The organism is Amycolatopsis roodepoortensis (genome assembly GCF_014873915.1).
GTDB classification, from domain to species: Bacteria; Actinomycetota; Actinomycetes; order Mycobacteriales; family Pseudonocardiaceae; genus Amycolatopsis; species Amycolatopsis roodepoortensis.
The window spans coordinates 2,784,190-2,798,625 of record NZ_JADBEJ010000005.1; the positions used below are offsets into that span (position 1 = coordinate 2,784,190).

General features: G+C 64.1%; 13 protein-coding genes and 1 pseudogene. 5 read left to right on the forward strand and 9 right to left on the reverse strand.

Features of this window, described 5'->3' with window-relative positions; genetic code table 11:
- Nucleotides 1-3 precede the first annotated feature (3 nt).
- On the forward strand, nt 4-243 hold the full coding sequence (locus H4W30_RS32455) for a DUF397 domain-containing protein (protein ID WP_043829889.1): 240 nt from the start codon (nt 4-6) through the stop codon (nt 241-243).
- Nucleotides 244-514: 271 nt separating this feature from the next.
- Here H4W30_RS32455 and H4W30_RS32460 read toward each other — a convergent pair.
- A pseudogene (locus H4W30_RS32460) lies at nt 515-978 on the reverse strand (PP2C family protein-serine/threonine phosphatase).
- On the opposite strand from H4W30_RS32460, the gene H4W30_RS32465 reads away from it, so the two are divergent.
- Together H4W30_RS32465 and H4W30_RS32470 are read left to right on the forward strand one after the other, a co-directional pair.
- Nucleotides 889-1,305: a DUF421 domain-containing protein gene (locus tag H4W30_RS32465; protein WP_197684733.1), complete on the forward strand. Its 417-nt coding sequence runs from the start codon at nt 889-891 to the stop codon at nt 1,303-1,305. The pseudogene H4W30_RS32460 and the gene H4W30_RS32465 sit on opposite strands and share 90 nt — an antisense overlap.
- A 156-nt stretch (nt 1,306-1,461) precedes the next feature.
- A complete protein-coding gene (locus H4W30_RS32470) occupies nt 1,462-1,872 on the forward strand; it encodes a hypothetical protein (RefSeq protein WP_144024174.1) in 411 nt (136 codons plus the stop codon).
- Nucleotides 1,873-2,080: 208 nt separating this feature from the next.
- Here the strand turns inward: H4W30_RS32470 and H4W30_RS32475 are convergent, their stop codons facing one another.
- The gene (locus tag H4W30_RS32475) at nt 2,081-2,488 is read right to left on the reverse strand and encodes a hypothetical protein (RefSeq protein ID WP_043829893.1); all 408 of its coding nucleotides are present in this window, start codon (nt 2,486-2,488) and stop codon (nt 2,081-2,083) included.
- A gap of 149 nt (nt 2,489-2,637) precedes the next feature.
- Between H4W30_RS32475 and H4W30_RS32480 the strand changes: the two genes are divergently transcribed.
- Together H4W30_RS32480 and H4W30_RS32485 are read left to right on the forward strand one after the other, a co-directional pair.
- A complete protein-coding gene (locus tag H4W30_RS32480; protein WP_072029935.1) occupies nt 2,638-2,826 on the forward strand; it encodes a hypothetical protein in 189 nt (62 codons plus the stop codon).
- A gap of 425 nt (nt 2,827-3,251) precedes the next feature.
- Entirely contained in the window at nt 3,252-4,250 is a 999-nt protein-coding gene (locus H4W30_RS32485) for a YaaC family protein (RefSeq protein WP_228708110.1), read from the forward strand.
- 264 nt (nt 4,251-4,514) lie between these two features.
- On the opposite strand, the gene H4W30_RS32490 is transcribed toward H4W30_RS32485, so the two are convergent.
- The 7 genes from H4W30_RS32490 to H4W30_RS32520 all read right to left on the reverse strand — a co-directional run bounded on the left by H4W30_RS32490 (nt 4,515) and on the right by H4W30_RS32520 (nt 14,423).
- Nucleotides 4,515-5,285, reverse strand: a complete 771-nt coding sequence (locus tag H4W30_RS32490) for a hypothetical protein (protein WP_043839741.1) — start codon at nt 5,283-5,285, stop codon at nt 4,515-4,517.
- Between the two features lie 60 nt (nt 5,286-5,345).
- A complete protein-coding gene (locus H4W30_RS32495; RefSeq protein ID WP_043839739.1) occupies nt 5,346-6,170 on the reverse strand; it encodes a hypothetical protein in 825 nt (274 codons plus the stop codon).
- Between the two features lie 485 nt (nt 6,171-6,655).
- Nucleotides 6,656-7,051 (reverse strand): phosphotransferase, encoded by a 396-nt coding sequence (locus H4W30_RS32500; RefSeq protein WP_106961562.1) that lies wholly within the window; start codon nt 7,049-7,051, stop codon nt 6,656-6,658.
- 556 nt (nt 7,052-7,607) lie between these two features.
- The gene (locus H4W30_RS32505) at nt 7,608-9,848 is read right to left on the reverse strand and encodes a thiopeptide-type bacteriocin biosynthesis protein (protein ID WP_081685170.1); all 2,241 of its coding nucleotides are present in this window, start codon (nt 9,846-9,848) and stop codon (nt 7,608-7,610) included.
- Complete coding sequence (locus tag H4W30_RS32510; RefSeq protein WP_081685171.1) at nt 9,830-11,062, reverse strand: lanthionine synthetase C family protein; 1,233 nt, start codon at nt 11,060-11,062, stop codon at nt 9,830-9,832. The genes H4W30_RS32505 and H4W30_RS32510 overlap by 19 nt, the downstream gene beginning before the upstream one ends.
- A 1-nt stretch (nt 11,063) precedes the next feature.
- A complete protein-coding gene (locus H4W30_RS32515) occupies nt 11,064-14,102 on the reverse strand; it encodes a lantibiotic dehydratase (RefSeq protein WP_197684732.1) in 3,039 nt (1,012 codons plus the stop codon).
- Nucleotides 14,103-14,222: 120 nt separating this feature from the next.
- Nucleotides 14,223-14,423, reverse strand: coding sequence for an FxLD family lanthipeptide (locus H4W30_RS32520; RefSeq protein ID WP_043828845.1), 201 nt, complete (start codon nt 14,421-14,423; stop codon nt 14,223-14,225).
- Between the last annotated feature and the right edge of the window lie 13 nt (nt 14,424-14,436).

The following is a 14,436-nucleotide window of genomic DNA, read 5'->3' on the forward strand; positions in this document are numbered from 1 at the left end:
CAGATGAACATCCAAGATGCCCACAAGCGTCACCTCGACACCAACTTTGCCGTATGGCACAAGTCGCCCCTGAGTAACCCGCCAGACAACCAGTGTGTCGAGGTGTCCTTCAGCAGCAACGCGGTCGGTTTGCGGGACAGCCAGAACCCAGAGGGGTACGTCCTGGTCTTCGACCAGGGCGAATGGGAGGCGTTCATCGGCGGAGTCGAGGCCGGGAAGTTCAGGCTGCCGAAATCCCAGTAGGGCGGCCGGGCGGCGATCCGCAAACCAGCGCCTGCTGCTCTTCGGTTTTTCCGGTTAGTTGTGACCCGCCGGTCCGGTGTATGTCCTCGCGGCCCGCGGTGACCTTCCCAATTGGCAGCCACCAGTGTCACCGGTATCGGATCGTCTGCGGGTACTACGAGTGCGGTCACGGCCATGTGGTGCCGACCGATGTCGGGAGCGGACGCCACGATGACCAACGACGGGTAGGCCCGACGGCGAAGCAGACGGGTTCGAGGATTCCTGTCTGCGGTTACCGGGGAACTGGTCCGGCTTGGCGTGGTTGGCGTTGGGGTGCGTGTTCGTCCGGGTGCTGGGGACTTAGGTTGGGCACGGTGATCGCCAGGAGGGCGATGTCGTCGGTGGGTGGGGGGTCGAAGTCGGTGATGAGGTGGGTGAGGTCGCGGATCAGCTGCTCGGCGAGGGTGCGGGGGCGGGTGGTGAGGAACGCGGTGAGTCCGTCCTCGCCGAAGAAGGCGCCGTCGGGGCGGGCTTCGGTGAGTCCGTCGGTGTAGAGCAGCAGGGTCTGCCCGGGCTCCAGGTGCAGGTAGCAGGTGGTGAACCGGCATCGGGCAGCGCACCGACCAGCATCCCGCCCTTCGGTCGGATCTCCTCCACCTCCCCGTCATGCAACCGCAGCGCGGGTGGGTGCCCGCCGCCGGCGAGGGTGACCTCGAACCCGCCGCCGGGAGCCGGGGTGAGGATGCCGAACAGCACGGTGCGCTGGCGATTCTCACCCTCGTGGTGCTCGACCGCGTCGCCGACATGCTGAAGTCCCGCTCCACGGCGTTCAGCAGGCTGGCCGAAGGCGCCCCGCTGGTACTGGTCGAGCACGGCAAGCCACTGCAGGAGCGGTTGCGCAAGGAACACATCAGCACCGACGACATCCTCGCGTCAGCCAGGAAGAGCCAAGGCCTGTTGCGGCTGGACCAGATCGAGTACGCCGTGCTGGAGAGCTCGGGCGGCATCAGCATCATCCCGAAGAAGAGCCAGCAAGAACGGGAGAAGGACCTGGAGGAGAGCCGCCGCATCGGGGGCGAGTGATCGGCGACCGCTAGCCCGCCGCTGGGTGACCCGGTGGTTGTGCGACCTCGTCCAGCACATACGACTGCCCCGCCAGGGCCGCCGCCTCCGTGCGGGTGGTGACCCTGAGCCTGCACAGCAGCGTGGCCGTCAGCCGCCTGACCGTCCACTGGAGACGTGCAGCTCGAACGTATTAACACTGCCACCAAGACAGAACTAGCCGGAGCAAGAAAAATGTTCCCTCGAAGCCGGAACGTGAAACTCGCGCCTACCGTCACGAGTCGCGGCCGGTGCTGCACAATCGAGTTAACGTTGGCGGTGAACGATCCGGGGAACGAAAACGCTCTTGTCCTCAACGCCGGCGTCTACGGCGACAACTACCTGCTGGTACTTCTGAACCAGAAGGCGAAGAACTTCAAGGAGGGCGGCATCGTCACTGCGACCGGAACCGTTGAAAATATTTCAGCTACGAGCAGTTCAGCGAAAAATACGGGCCTCGTCCAGGCAGCCATCTACGACGCCTACACACACGAGCAGTTCCTCCACAACGCCAACGTCAGGGCCGCGGACGACACAGTTCCCAGGTAAACACGGCCGAGAGCTGGTGACCGTGTCCGGACGATCCGGCTCCGGCATCAGAGCACCTCGAGGGAGTGCCAACCAGAACGCGACCAACCGATGTCGAGCCCGGTTCCCTCGTTCATCCCACTGTCAGGGTGTTCGGGTGCGTGGGCTCGCTGGCCTTGCTTGCCCCTTATGGTTGCCCACAGTGTTATGGGTCAGTATGAAGGCGTCGTCATTCGCGGCGCTGTGTGTCACCGCTGCTGAGTTCGTTGTCTTTCTCGGCGTCACGCTGTAGTTGTACCGCCTCCTCGCGGAGCTGCTGCGACCGTTGTTCGTCTTGAGTCGTGGTTGCTGCGTGTTCAAGAAGCGTTGCCAGCGCGCGGGCTGTCTGGTCCGCGCGGTCGTCGCTCGCTTTGCTCACCCGGTGCTGGTTATTGTGCAGTAGAACCAGCAGTAGCAGTTGCAGTGGGTTGGTGATGGAGTCGACGACGAGGTCGGACGCCCCGGTCTCCATCAGCCACAATGTCGGCACCCACGCCACCAGCGCGAGCACCACGAAGCCGAAAAACAGCGGATGCGCCAGCCACGAACTCGCCTTGTTCGAGAGCCGGTTGAACCCATGAGTGCTCTGGCTGCCCATTACTGCCTCCGATCACGTTTCCGTGCAGGGTTCCCGGAGCAGGAGCAGGCAAACTGATCATCGAGGTGGGCGGAAGTTGGCTGGCTTCCCCTTGTGCCAGCAGGCCGACATCGGTCGAAATCAAACACTCGGGTGTCGAACTCATCTGAGTGGACGAACAGACGCGTCCTTGCGCCCGGCTGTACCCCTATTCCACTAGGGATGTCGCCGAGAACGTCGTGCATCTCCTCATAGACGTCGCGGACGTATTCGCCGCCATCGTCGAGCAGGTCGTTCCATGGTGGCAGGCCGTCATTGTTCTCCACGAGCAACTGCGCATGTGGACGTCCGCCTCATGACGCAGCTATCAACATCGTAGGACAGATGCATGACGTCTCCGTTGCCGAAATCGCGGCCAGCTTCGCGATCCTCTCCCTTCTGTGTTAGAAGCCCGGGGAGGGAGAGACTATCGACGAGTCCAGCAAGCTCTGCCGCTGCGCGTCGGGGCTCAACGGAAGCGACACGGCGCCTTGGACAGTCGCGCCGCATCTGTCGATGTCTGGCTGGTGGTCGCGGTCAGGGCGCTCGGCGGGCGCTGAACGACACGGATCGACAGCCTAGTGGCACGTTACGAGTTCCGTTGGTCGACCATTGACGCACCGATAGGCAAGACCGATGACGGGCAACGTGACGAGTCAGCGTGCCCGTGAGAGGCGGAGATTGTCGGTGATTAGCGGATGGACCGGGGTACTTGTACCTTGGTGCGACTAAGAAGGAGGTCGCTGTGTCGGCTGCGGGACGGAAGTTGCGGAGTCTCCGGGCTCTTCGTCACGACCCACCGGGGTATGCGAAGCAGGGTGCGCGGCGAACGACGTTCCAGTCAGCGTTGGAGCAATGTGAGCAATTCCTGGACGCAGCCAGTGACACTGGTTACGCCACTCGGCCAGTCCAGTTGTTCTATGCCCTGTCGCAGGCAGGTCGGGCAATTGTTGCTGCATCACCGCGGATCGGTAACCAGGTGTCGAAGGTCAGTGGACATGGCTTGACCGCCAACACCAATACCGCAACTGCGGCAGAGGTCCTTGTTACCGCCACCAAGTCTGGTCTGTTCCCGGCCGTCGCTTCCGCCATCGATGTAGAGGCACTCGTCCCCAATGAGCCGGTTGCTCTACGAGAGTTGTGGCCGCTTCTGCCGGAGACAGTGGACGTCCCGCTCACTGACGACGTCATGGTGCCTGTTCTGTTGTTCTTCCAGGACGGGTGGCCTGAGATCGGCACTTTCGCCCACGCCGAGGTCAACTGGCTTCCGCGGCGAGTGCATGACCTCTTCGGTCAAGACCCAGTGCGGGTCAAGGAGCATCTCGATCGCTACCCGGCGTTGCGAGACAGCGTGCTGCACGTATCGCAACCGATGGGTGGCCTGGGCTGGCGCAATGCGGGTCCTGGGATGGGGCTGAGCGTTGAGTGGCGCAGCGGCTCGCCGCCGTTGATGCTCGCTGACAACAAGACGTTCAGCGACCTCGGGGTCGCGTGCTACCGGTCCGCCGACGACTCTCTCGTCACTCCCGCGATCGGATCTATGGCGACCGGTCTTCACCCATTCTTAGCGTTGTGGGCCGTACTGCTAGCGCTGTCGTCGTTGGCGCGGTACCAGCCGGCGACTTGGTCGAAGATGATCGATGTTGACAGATCACCGGAAGCCAACGCGATCGAGCACCTTCTTGAGGAAGCGACCACGTCCGTCCCCGCCACAGCGCTTCATCTGCTTACCACCTTCAGGTGACAGGGTCGGCGAAACCGGGAGACAGCAGGCACGAAGGTTGGCAGCAGATGTCCCTCACCATGGCCGAAGCGACGCATACCGCGGTATCGGTAGCGACCCTGGTTACAGATAACCCTCATCTCGTGACGGATACCTTACACAACAACAACTGATGGTCTGGTGAGAGCCAGGGGCATGCTCACGGATATGCTCACAGGCACACTCACCGTGCGTTCGCACTTGATCGCGGTACGTAACCAGCATGCCAGCTGGACCGGCCTGACGTCACCGATGTTTTCTGCGCCGGGTGCGGTTCGTGTCCGGATGCTCGAAGAGCTGATCGATAACCAGCGTGATCAACCCCTCCAGGGTCTGAGGGCCAGTCGCCGCGATACTGGCCCTGGCGGTGACTGGTTCGTCGGAGCGCTCGGTGGGCGCGAACAGGGACGGCAGCGGCGGCCACCTCAGCGTGGCCAGCAGCATGGTGACGTCGGGGGCACTGGAGGATCCGGGCTCGATGGTTTCGCACCGTTGCAGAATCGCGTTCAGCTCGGTGACGACTGGCGCCAAGGCCATTCGGTCATGGCCTGCAAGCACCTCCCCGGTATCAGCATCGATCGCACGAAACGGGGCTGCCCGTTGCGTGAGCTCCTCGTCCGCCAGGTCTGTCCACGCCTGCGGGATGCGCTGGTCGCGGACAAGGTCGTCGATGCGTTCGTCGAAATGATCAGCGGAGTCCCGGACCTTCCTGTCCCGCAGGGCCGAGGTGTCGCTGACCATCAACTCGGTCCGCAGTCGATCTGCGCGAAAGCGACGCCAACGGGACTTGCGGTCGGCTCTCTCGGCTCTGACGGGCCACAACAACTTGCTGATGATGGCAGTCGCAGTGAGGAACGATTGGACTGCCGGCCACGCCTCGGAACGCCCCTGTGGATCCCGGCTGAGTTGAAGCGCCTGTTGCACCGCCGCCAAGGCGTAACTCGCCTGCCGCACGATCTCGGCGATGTAGAACGTCCGGGCTCCCGATGCCCAGCGCTGCTCCCAGTCATCGCTCACTCGATTATTGTGTCCGTCAAGGCGTAGTGGTGGCCATCCAGGCCAGGCAGGAGTCCCTTGTCATGTTGCTCTGTCGCTCCCTGAGCGTAGGTCGCGGTAGCGGGTGACGGCGTGTGCGCCCGGAGTCCGTACCCACAATGGAGCGCCGATGAGGATGCGCTCGACGTCTGGGCTGATGCCGCCGTCGCTGGGAAAGGTCCACCGGTCTTTGTCGAGCACGACGTCGCTGTAGATCTGTGCGAACCACTCGGATTCGGTCGTGTGGCCGAGTGTGAACCCCCGCGTCCAGGGCTTGTTCTCGTGTTCGTCCCAGTTTCCGGTCACGCCCTGCTCTGTTGCGATCTTCAGGGCTTCGACTGCGAGGGACTCCGGGTCGTCCCACTGCGAGTTGTTGATCGTTCCTCGGCTCTGGATGTAGAGAGCAATTGTCCGAGCTGCGGAGGACGACCATCCTGGCGGTGGTTGGTCGGAGCCGCCGATGTAGTCGGCGGTGTTCTCCAGGCTGCCGAACAGGCACACGTCGACGCGACTCCCAGTGCTGCTGCGGGTGTTGGTGTAGATCACGACGACCTGTCGCTTCTCGATGCCACCCGTGAACTGGGCGAACTCGACCCGGCCGACGCCCTTCGCGAACATCACCGGTGGCGGGGTGACGAAGTCCTGAACTGCAAGGTCGCCGATCGCCGTCTCGATCCTGGGCGCCACTTCGGCACGGTCTAGCGTGCGTGCCTCCGGAGCAACTTCGAGCCCACCGATCAACGGAAAAGCCGTCTTGGCCTTCCAACTCACGCGTCGTTCGAGGGGGATGCCGTTGTCTGACGCGATGTCCCGGATACGGCGATCCGACCAGTAGGCGTAATTGCGGATCACACCTAGCTCGCCCATGAGCAGGCACCCTCCCAACGCCAAGTTCGTCGAAGCAGTCCCGTCGGGGACGGAACGGTTGAAGCCTACATATCACTCGTCCTTACCGACGGCTCCAACGCCGGCCCTCCCGCACTGCGTAGCTCAAGTCAGCATCGAGGGACGGCGCTGGCTCTGATCACAGTTCTCTTAGGCCCTGTAGGACTCGAGCGAGGAGGTCAAGGCTGGGGTGGGGCTGAGGTCGTGCAGCGATGGCAGCTGCCGCCTGCTCATCCTCGACACTCTTGGCGTTGGCCGTCACATCACACCTGGGGGCGTCGAGCTCACCCACACATGGCAAGTATTCGGTCAGTGCCTCGTACTCGGGTGTCTGGCGCGGGGAACGGCAACCTGCCGAGGTCGAGGCACTGAACAGCGGGCTGGGCGGCAAGCGCGGGATTGGCAGGGCGTTCACGGCACTGGCCCGTCGGGATAGCGCACATGAGGCGACACTGAAGCCAGGTGTGTCACAGGAAGCTGCTGTTCATCAGCTCACGGACCCACTTGACCTGAAACTCGACATCATCGGCTCGCTTGTCTCCACGCTTCCACAGCAAGCTGAGCGCAACGGTTCGCTGTGCGGCCAGAAAACGGCGACGTGCCGTGTCGTCGACGATTCCGTGGTCCGGCAGTAGCGCGACTCGCCACTCATCGTCGATGACGCGGGCGCTGAGGTGTTCGACCAACTCGGCGGCGTCATAGACGGTGTCGCTGTGACCGATGAACTCCCAGTCGACGACGTGGACGTTCGGCTCGCCCCAGAGCCAGTTGAACAGGTTAGAGTCGCCGCGAGAAACGATCCTCGGCGCCGATCGGCGAGCACCGCGGTGTCGCCTCGTTCGTACCAGGGGCCGAGCATCAATTGCATGTCAGCGGTAAGCGGCTCGTCCTCGCACTCGTCGAGCTGGCCCGGCCAGACCTCGGTGACCCGATTCTTGTAATTTGCGGGTGAATCGACGCGCGGCGTGTCAGCGAACGGTCCGAGTGGGCTCTCCCGGAGTTGGTCGAGAATCGCGACCATGGCCCAAAGTGCGGTGGTGGACTCGGCGAGGTCGGGCACCGGCCGACCGGCGAAAATGGTCATCGCGACTGCAGGCAGTTCGGGGTCGGGGTTGTGTCACAGCGGCTGTGGAGCAGCGGTGACTCCGCAGGCCGCGACATGTGCGAGGGCCTGTTACTCGCAAGCCGCGCGGTCGCGTTTGTCGGTGCGGTACAGCTTGAGGCAGACCTCGCAGTCCGGGCCGTCCCAGGCGAAGACACGATTGTTCCGACCCCGGTCAAAGGAGCCGCAGGCCCGGAAGGTCGTCGGCGAGCAGGCTCGGTTCACGCCGATAGAAATTGCGCAGCTCGTCGAGCAGACCGGTCGGTACGGTGGAGGTGTGTGGCAAGGCAAGCCCTCGATCTAGACCGTGTTCAGGTTCAGTCACGGATCGGCCCCAGTCGGCTGGCTGTGACGCCGAGATTCGCGATCAGGACGGTTTCGGCAGTGTGTACGGATGACATGAGGTCGTCCATCACCACCGCGGGGACCTGCCCCGAGTCAAAACCTGCTCGCTCGACGAGCAGGCCCAAGGTTTCGCTCTGCTTGGGTGTAGCCAGCGTTTGGCATTCTGGGTGTGCCAGCACCTCGCGCGCCATGAATGCATCTGCCGATCGTTCAGCCTTCTCGATCAGCTCGGCGCAGAGAAGCCCTGCATCTCCTTGTGCCGCAACAGCAAGGTCTGCCGCGGTCAACCCGAGCCGGATCCGGAATAACCCCGTGGGTCGGTGCGATGCCCCGCAGACATGCCGAACATCGTTAAGCATGCCTATCACGTCACCTGCACCGATGCTGCGCTCCTGAAGAAGCAGGTAGCTGCGCAGGCACGCTGCCCCGGCGTACTCCCAAGCATCGCTTTTGGCGGTGTTGTCGATAAGTTTGAGCGCCAAGTTGGCTTTCCCGTTAAGGGCAAGAGCGATGGCGCGTGTCTGGCGGGCTTCGCGGAACTGATTTCTGGTTTCGTCGTACTTCTCGGCATGCGCTGCGGCGTTCGTCCACTGGCCGGCTGCGACAAGCGCGCGGGTTCCATCCTCACGCATAACCTGCCGAAGCCAGTTGTCTACTTCGGACGAGCGGTCCGCGATTAGGCCGTCGAAGTCGACCAAGTCACCGTGGATCACGGCCGCACCACCATTACGGACGGCGTGGTTGATCGCTTCGAGCTCGCGGTAGGCGCCTTGGTTGTCACCTGCCCGCCTGGTCAGTCGGGCGAGGTTCACCACTGGCTGGAGCGAAGCGATGGCAGAACCGGCCGACAGTGGTGACGCTGCTCGGAAAATTCGGAACTGTCGTCGACATAGGCTGATGGCGACGTCGGGCATACCGCATTCGGCCGCGATGCGCGCGGACAGATTCCAGACGGTGCAGGCGCGGTTCATCCGCTCTTCGACAGTGGTTGACTCCTGGCAGGAGTTTGCGCACTCGCGCACGTTGCGCACCTGGGTTTCCAGATCAGGACAGGGAAAGCGGCGCTGCGACACAAGCGGAAATCGGGCCAGTGCTCGTTCGGCTACGCCTTCGTTCGCTCGGGCCGCCAATGGCGGTGCTGTTGTCCCAGAGGTAGGTCCACCACTCAATGTCGGGTTGGGCGGCACATGTCCGGGCAGACCAAGGATGACGGTGCGCGTCGCCCACGCGAGAATGCTCTGTGTTCGAGCTGGCAACCCAAGGCGGTTCCAGTGGAAGATGATCAGGTAGCTCAGAACCTCACGAAGGCCGCGCTGCAGCGTCCCCGTACGGGCCGCGGACCCCAGGGTCCGGCCGGCCTGTCGGAAGGCGCTGGCCCAGTCTGCGGATGAGGCCAGGGGACCTTCTGCGCGTAGCAGCGGCCCGCCAGGAGCTGTGTTCGCGAGCAACAACTGTTTGAGATCGCTGGCCATGGCGGTCAGATTCGCGGCAGAGACATCCTCTGGCAGTGGGCGTTCCTGAGCGATCCGGTGCCAGACGTCGCCCTGCTCGTACCACTCCAGTCCCGCCGCGCGCATCAGGGTGTTGCACAGCAGCAGCGACAGTTCGCGTCGGCCCAGCCCGCCGCCGCCGTTGTGAGCAAGGTGCATGACGGCGCGGCTGTCCTCATAGAATAGATCGTGGGCAGCCTCCATGCCCGTCCAGTTACCAAAAGCTTGCATCTCGGCCTCATAGGTGCCGGGCCACCATTGGGCAATGCGGTCGTCGGCTGCGAGTTCATCGAGTGCGGCCCCGAGATGGTCCCGCATCGCGTGTCCGTCCCGCCCTGGGTGAATCCGTAGTCGCCAGCAGGGGTGTTTCCTCATGAACCACCACTTCGTGACGAGGCCGTCCTCTCCAGCTCGGTGCAACAGCGGCGCGATGGTGTCGGCTGCTGACTGTTCGGCCGTGCTCCAATCGATGAACTCGATGTAGATCTGCCACCAGTCCGAAGCTGCCTGCCGTTCGAGGGCGTGTCGTCCAGCTTTCCGATAGACCTCGACGGCCTCGGCCAGGTCCGCGGGTTCGACGTGAATGGCTGCTGCGGCTTCATTCAAGGAAGCCCCGGCCAGTACCAGAAGAACCCCGTACTCCGCGCCCTGCGCAACCGCGGACTCGTCGGCATCACTGCTTCGCAGTTCTACCTCTCGCGGTGTCAGTCGATGAGTAGACATGCGTCCCATCCCGAAGTCGGCGTGGTGTTGTACACGGCGGTATGCAGGGCAAGAGCTGTTCCTGCTGTGCCTTCGAGGAAGCCGCGCTTCGCCACTGGCCCGTGGCGAGTGTGTTGACCCAGGTGCGCGGCCAGAGGCGGAAGGTATTCGTCAAACGCGGATGTTCCAGCGTCCTGGGCCGATCGCCAGACGGTTTGGTACAGCCCGGCCCAACCGTGGCACAGGCCGCCGTCGGTGATCCGAGCTAGCTGCTCAGGGTCGTCGAGGCAGCGAATCAGCGCCTGTTCGTACATCCGCTGCCGGTGGGCGTCACCGGTGGCGATGCCAGCGAGTTGGCCGGCACGGGCGATTCCAGGCGTGCCGTAGCACCAACTGGGGCGCGCCGGCCCCGACTGGTGAGGCTGGCCGGTACGCAGCTCTGCCAGGGTGATCCATTCAGGCCACCAGGGACCGGCCGCGCCCTCCTGCTGCCACGAATCGAGCCATTCGCAGATGGTGATGATCGCCTCGTGCTGACCGTCAACGATGATCCCTCGCCGCATAGCCTGGCTAAGCAAGGCCAGAGGGCCGGTGATGCCGTGGGCAAGACCGAAATTGCCGTGGCCCTCCTGATAGGAGGCGGAGATTCGACGGTGGGGATCGTGGCCGACCCACCAGCCAGGCAGTACATCGCCATCGACCTGACGTGGCCTGGCCAGGGCAACGAGGTAGTCCAGGACGCGCTCCATCGCGCTGCTATCGGAGGCGCGACGCAGGAGCAATGCGCCGAGGCCGCTCAAACCAAAGAACACGTCGTACTCGCGGAATCCAGGGAACTCGCCCGCCTTGATGCGTGCTAGCGCAGCTTCGGCGCGCCGGTGAGAGAGCGCGACCACGTGACCGTCGACATCCGCGAGAGCCTCTTGGTAGCGACCGCTGGCACCAGTCGCCGCAGCGTCCAGCATGAACGCGACTGCCGGAGCCCCGAGATAAAGGCCGGAAGTATCCGTGGCGCTGACTCGACCGGCGACAGCCTTGGTGACCCAAAGGTGTGCCTCGCGCCAGGTTCCGCGACCGATGAGAGCACGTTCGATGTGCAGCAGCGCCATTCCGGCGGTGCCCTTGGAGAGAGATTGATCGGCCCAGGGTTTGTCCTCTGGGCATGGTCCCGGCAGTGCCAAATTGTTGGCATGCCGCTGGGCGAGATCGGCCAGCGCGATCGCCGTGGTAGCCAACCTAAATCTCCCCGCGGCGAGCAGCGGCGCGGCGCGCGGAAGCCCGAGCCAAACGGCCTGTGACGCGTTCAAGCGCCGGATCGACTCCGACTGCACGAATGTGGTGCAGGTGCAGGAGAGACGGCAGCACCGTCAGTGGATCACGCTGCTCGGCCAGGGCTACTCGATAGGCCGCGAGTGCAACGGCGCGCCGCTGCCAGGCAGTCACGACTTTCTCCCCGCCCGACACGGAACGCAACGACGTCCATACGGCCTCCGGGTCAGTCAGCTCCAGCGCTCGGTCGCGGAGCGCCGGCTGCAGCCGCCCGTGCTGTTGACGAAGTTCACGGAGCAGCCAATCCAACCCGCTCTGGACCGACCCGGCGAAGTTCACGGCGACGTCGACGAAACTGGCAGCTGCCACCGCCTGTCGGTGCGTCCCGGTTCGGATAGTCAAGGCGATCTGTGCGAGAGCAGCCGCGGAGTCGGCCGCAAACAGGTCGTACGCGCGCTCCAATGCGGAACCGTGACCGTAGCGCCCTGTCTGGGGCTCGTGTGTGGTCAGCGCGACATGCGACAGCAAGCGTTCGCTGCGCAGCGTGCTCGCCCACTCGACAAGGCGTTCGGCAGCCGAGCCATAGGCGGATGACTGAGGCAGGCGCAGGTAAAGGACCAGGTACTGATCGTCATCGGGACGGCTCATCTGGCGATGGCGGCGGAACCACCAGTTCAGTGCGACATCGCCGAAGGCTCCGAGCAAGCTGGGAAGTCGCTCCGTGAGAACTTCATCGAAGCGGTCTGGGTGTCCGTAGATCTGCGCGCACAGAATGGGCGAATCTCCTGGCAGGTGGCTGGCGTCGCTGGCCACAACCTGCTGTGGAACTGCGATCGATGATGACCGGCTTGCAGCGGCAGCGGAATCCAGGACCAGGGGGATGAGAAGCTCGTGAGCTCGGCCAAGCCAGGCAATGTCCGCCGGTCCCGAGGTTTCGCGCAGTTCGAGTCGGCCTCCGCGGTCCAGGCGCGTCCGCAGCAGGAGTCGGTGCAACGGGTGGTTCAGGTCCACTGGCTGTCTCCGGTCCAGTTCGACCAGGGCGACACAGGCGGGGACACGCGATTGCTGTCGCCATGCGTCCAGCCCGGCCTCCCATACAGCGAACGAGGCACGGCGGCCAGGTAGGTCGCCGGCCGCCAGCAGCCAGCGCGCCGGGGACAGTATGGTTCGTCGGTATCGAACTCGGGGAAGATACGGGAGCCTGGCGGCGGCCCCGAAGTGAAACGCCTTGTACACCGAAGCTCGGGCGGTGGTGATCTCGGCGAGGAATCGGGCCAGAGGTGGAGTGTGGACGCCGGCCTCCAGAGCGTGGGTCACGCGCGGCTCGACGCGCTGGCCGGTGGATATCTGGACAAGGTAGAACCGACGGTCGTCCGCCGTGACGGCGAGGTCTGTCAGGTTGATCAGGTGCTCGTCCCGCTCATGGTGCTCGGCAACGGGAATGACGTGGGGCAGCAACTGCTCGGTCCGTGCGACGTTCTCGTTGCGGCGCTTCCGTGGTGTAAACGACAACTGGGCGGCAACGGTGCCGGGCTCGGCTGCGGTGAAGGAGGCGGCGACCGCGTCGCGGCCGTCGTCGGGCAGCAAGTGTGCATGGCGGCCAGCCATGCTGCTGCCTGGCCTTGGCGTTCCAGTCACCGCCAACGTGAACCGGCCGCGAGACAACGCTTCTACACCATTGGAGTGGATCTCGACCGCCACCTCGACACGAGCGGGCAGGTGCAGGTCAGCGGGATCGCTGGCCGTGAGGTCCTCAATCGCCTGATCGGTCAGGACGATTTCGCCAGTGCCGTCCACTGTCGCTCGCTGGATCATCGCGAGGAGCTTTTCGTCGCGTTCGCTCATCTGATGAGCGGTGCGCCCGCGCGAGGAGCCAAGGAAGCCAGCCGGGAGGCCGAGTCCGCTGTCGGCGACCAACTCCAGGACTTGCACGAGCGCACCGATTCCGTAGCGTGCGCGGAATCGCGAGTGGTAGTCGCGCCAGGCCGGATACCCCAACGGATATGGGGAAAGGCGATACAGGACTCGGACGGCGTCGCGCGCCTCCTGAGCCACCTGCTCTGGTATTTCGACGTCACAATCCAAGATCGTGTCGGCAAGGAGAGGCATGTCCGCGACGGCGCTCAACGCCTGCATCCGTCTTGTGACTTCGGTTTCAGTCACGGCGACGGCTTCTCCGGCCAGTTGCTCGCGGATAGTCGTGAGTTCGCGCACGGTATGCGTGACCTCGGGGATTGTCTTGGCCTCGACGGCCTCCAGCTTTGTGCAGACGTGGTCTAGCGGGTCCTGGCACGTCATCGGCGCGGACAAGCTGCTGATCAGGATCCCTTCGTCGAGCAGCCCCGTCAGCATGGTGTCGACCGACTGTCTAGTCGCCGCTGGAAATCGGGCCATGATCTGTTCGCGGAGAGCACCGAATCGCACAGGTTTCTGGGCTGCTTCGACTGCGGCTCGGACTGGTCGGCCCAGACCTATGGACACCTCGATCGGCGCCAACTCTTGGCCCGCTCCGTCCGGAGGTGACCCTGGTGCAACGAACCGATCACCGCGAACACTGCCCGCGTTGTTGACGACCACGGATATCCGCTCCAATAGCGGCACACATTGATGCAGACGTGTGATGACATCACCGAGCCAGGCCGCGTCCGCACGAACGGCAACTCGATGCTCGAAGCCCCAACGCACCTTGGCCGCAGCACCGATCCGAGCCAAGCCGACCCCGGCAAAGAGCCCGAACGGGGTGGGGCGCTGCTGCCAGCGAAGGAGGTAGGACGCCAGGGAGATGACCACTCGACGAACCGCTCGGAGATCACGACTACCGGCGGCCACCATCTCGTCGATCTGGCGGGATAGGGCCGGACTCGCGTAACCCACGGCGGTCCGAACATCCGCCCGCTGCCACTGCATCGTCAACCACGCTATGCCGCGCTCGATCCCACCATCGCCGTACAAATCCAGGGCACTAGGCAGATCCAACCCGCTGGGGTCGGTGCTGGCGCGGAGCACGGCCGCACCGCCAGGCACGTATACCGCGGATGATCTTGATGGCACTGTCTCGCCTCCTGTGACGATGCGACCGCAGGGGTGCTGCTGGTGCGCCGTAGCGCACCGGCAGCACCCCGTGGGTCAGGACGGATCGTCTGCGAACGAGTTGCAGGCGCTGTCGTTGCCCGCGCAGGTGTTGCCGCACCCGTCGTCCGTCGGGCAGTCCCCCATGACAGGGGCATAGGCCACGACGACCCGTACATCCAGCGCGAACTCGTCATCATCCGCAACGGGCCGTTCTGCCAACGCGGTGGCGCCACCCGAAAACAGGACCTCGGACATGTGGGTCACTCTC

Bases quoted from the DNA above. Each gene is read 5' to 3' on its own strand.
- H4W30_RS32475 (WP_043829893.1), bottom strand. From the start codon at position 2,488: ATGGGCAGCCAGAGCACTCATGGGTTCAACCGGCTCTCGAACAAGGCG.
- H4W30_RS32505 (WP_081685170.1), bottom strand. From the start codon at position 9,848: ATGTCTACTCATCGACTGACACCGCGAGAGGTAGAACTGCGAAGCAGT.
- H4W30_RS32465 (WP_197684733.1), top strand. From the start codon at position 889: ATGCAACCGCAGCGCGGGTGGGTGCCCGCCGCCGGCGAGGGTGACCTC.
- H4W30_RS32495 (WP_043839739.1), bottom strand. From the start codon at position 6,170: ATGGGCGAGCTAGGTGTGATCCGCAATTACGCCTACTGGTCGGATCGC.
- H4W30_RS32520 (WP_043828845.1), bottom strand. From the start codon at position 14,423: ATGTCCGAGGTCCTGTTTTCGGGTGGCGCCACCGCGTTGGCAGAACGG.
- H4W30_RS32455 (WP_043829889.1), top strand. From the start codon at position 4: ATGAACATCCAAGATGCCCACAAGCGTCACCTCGACACCAACTTTGCC.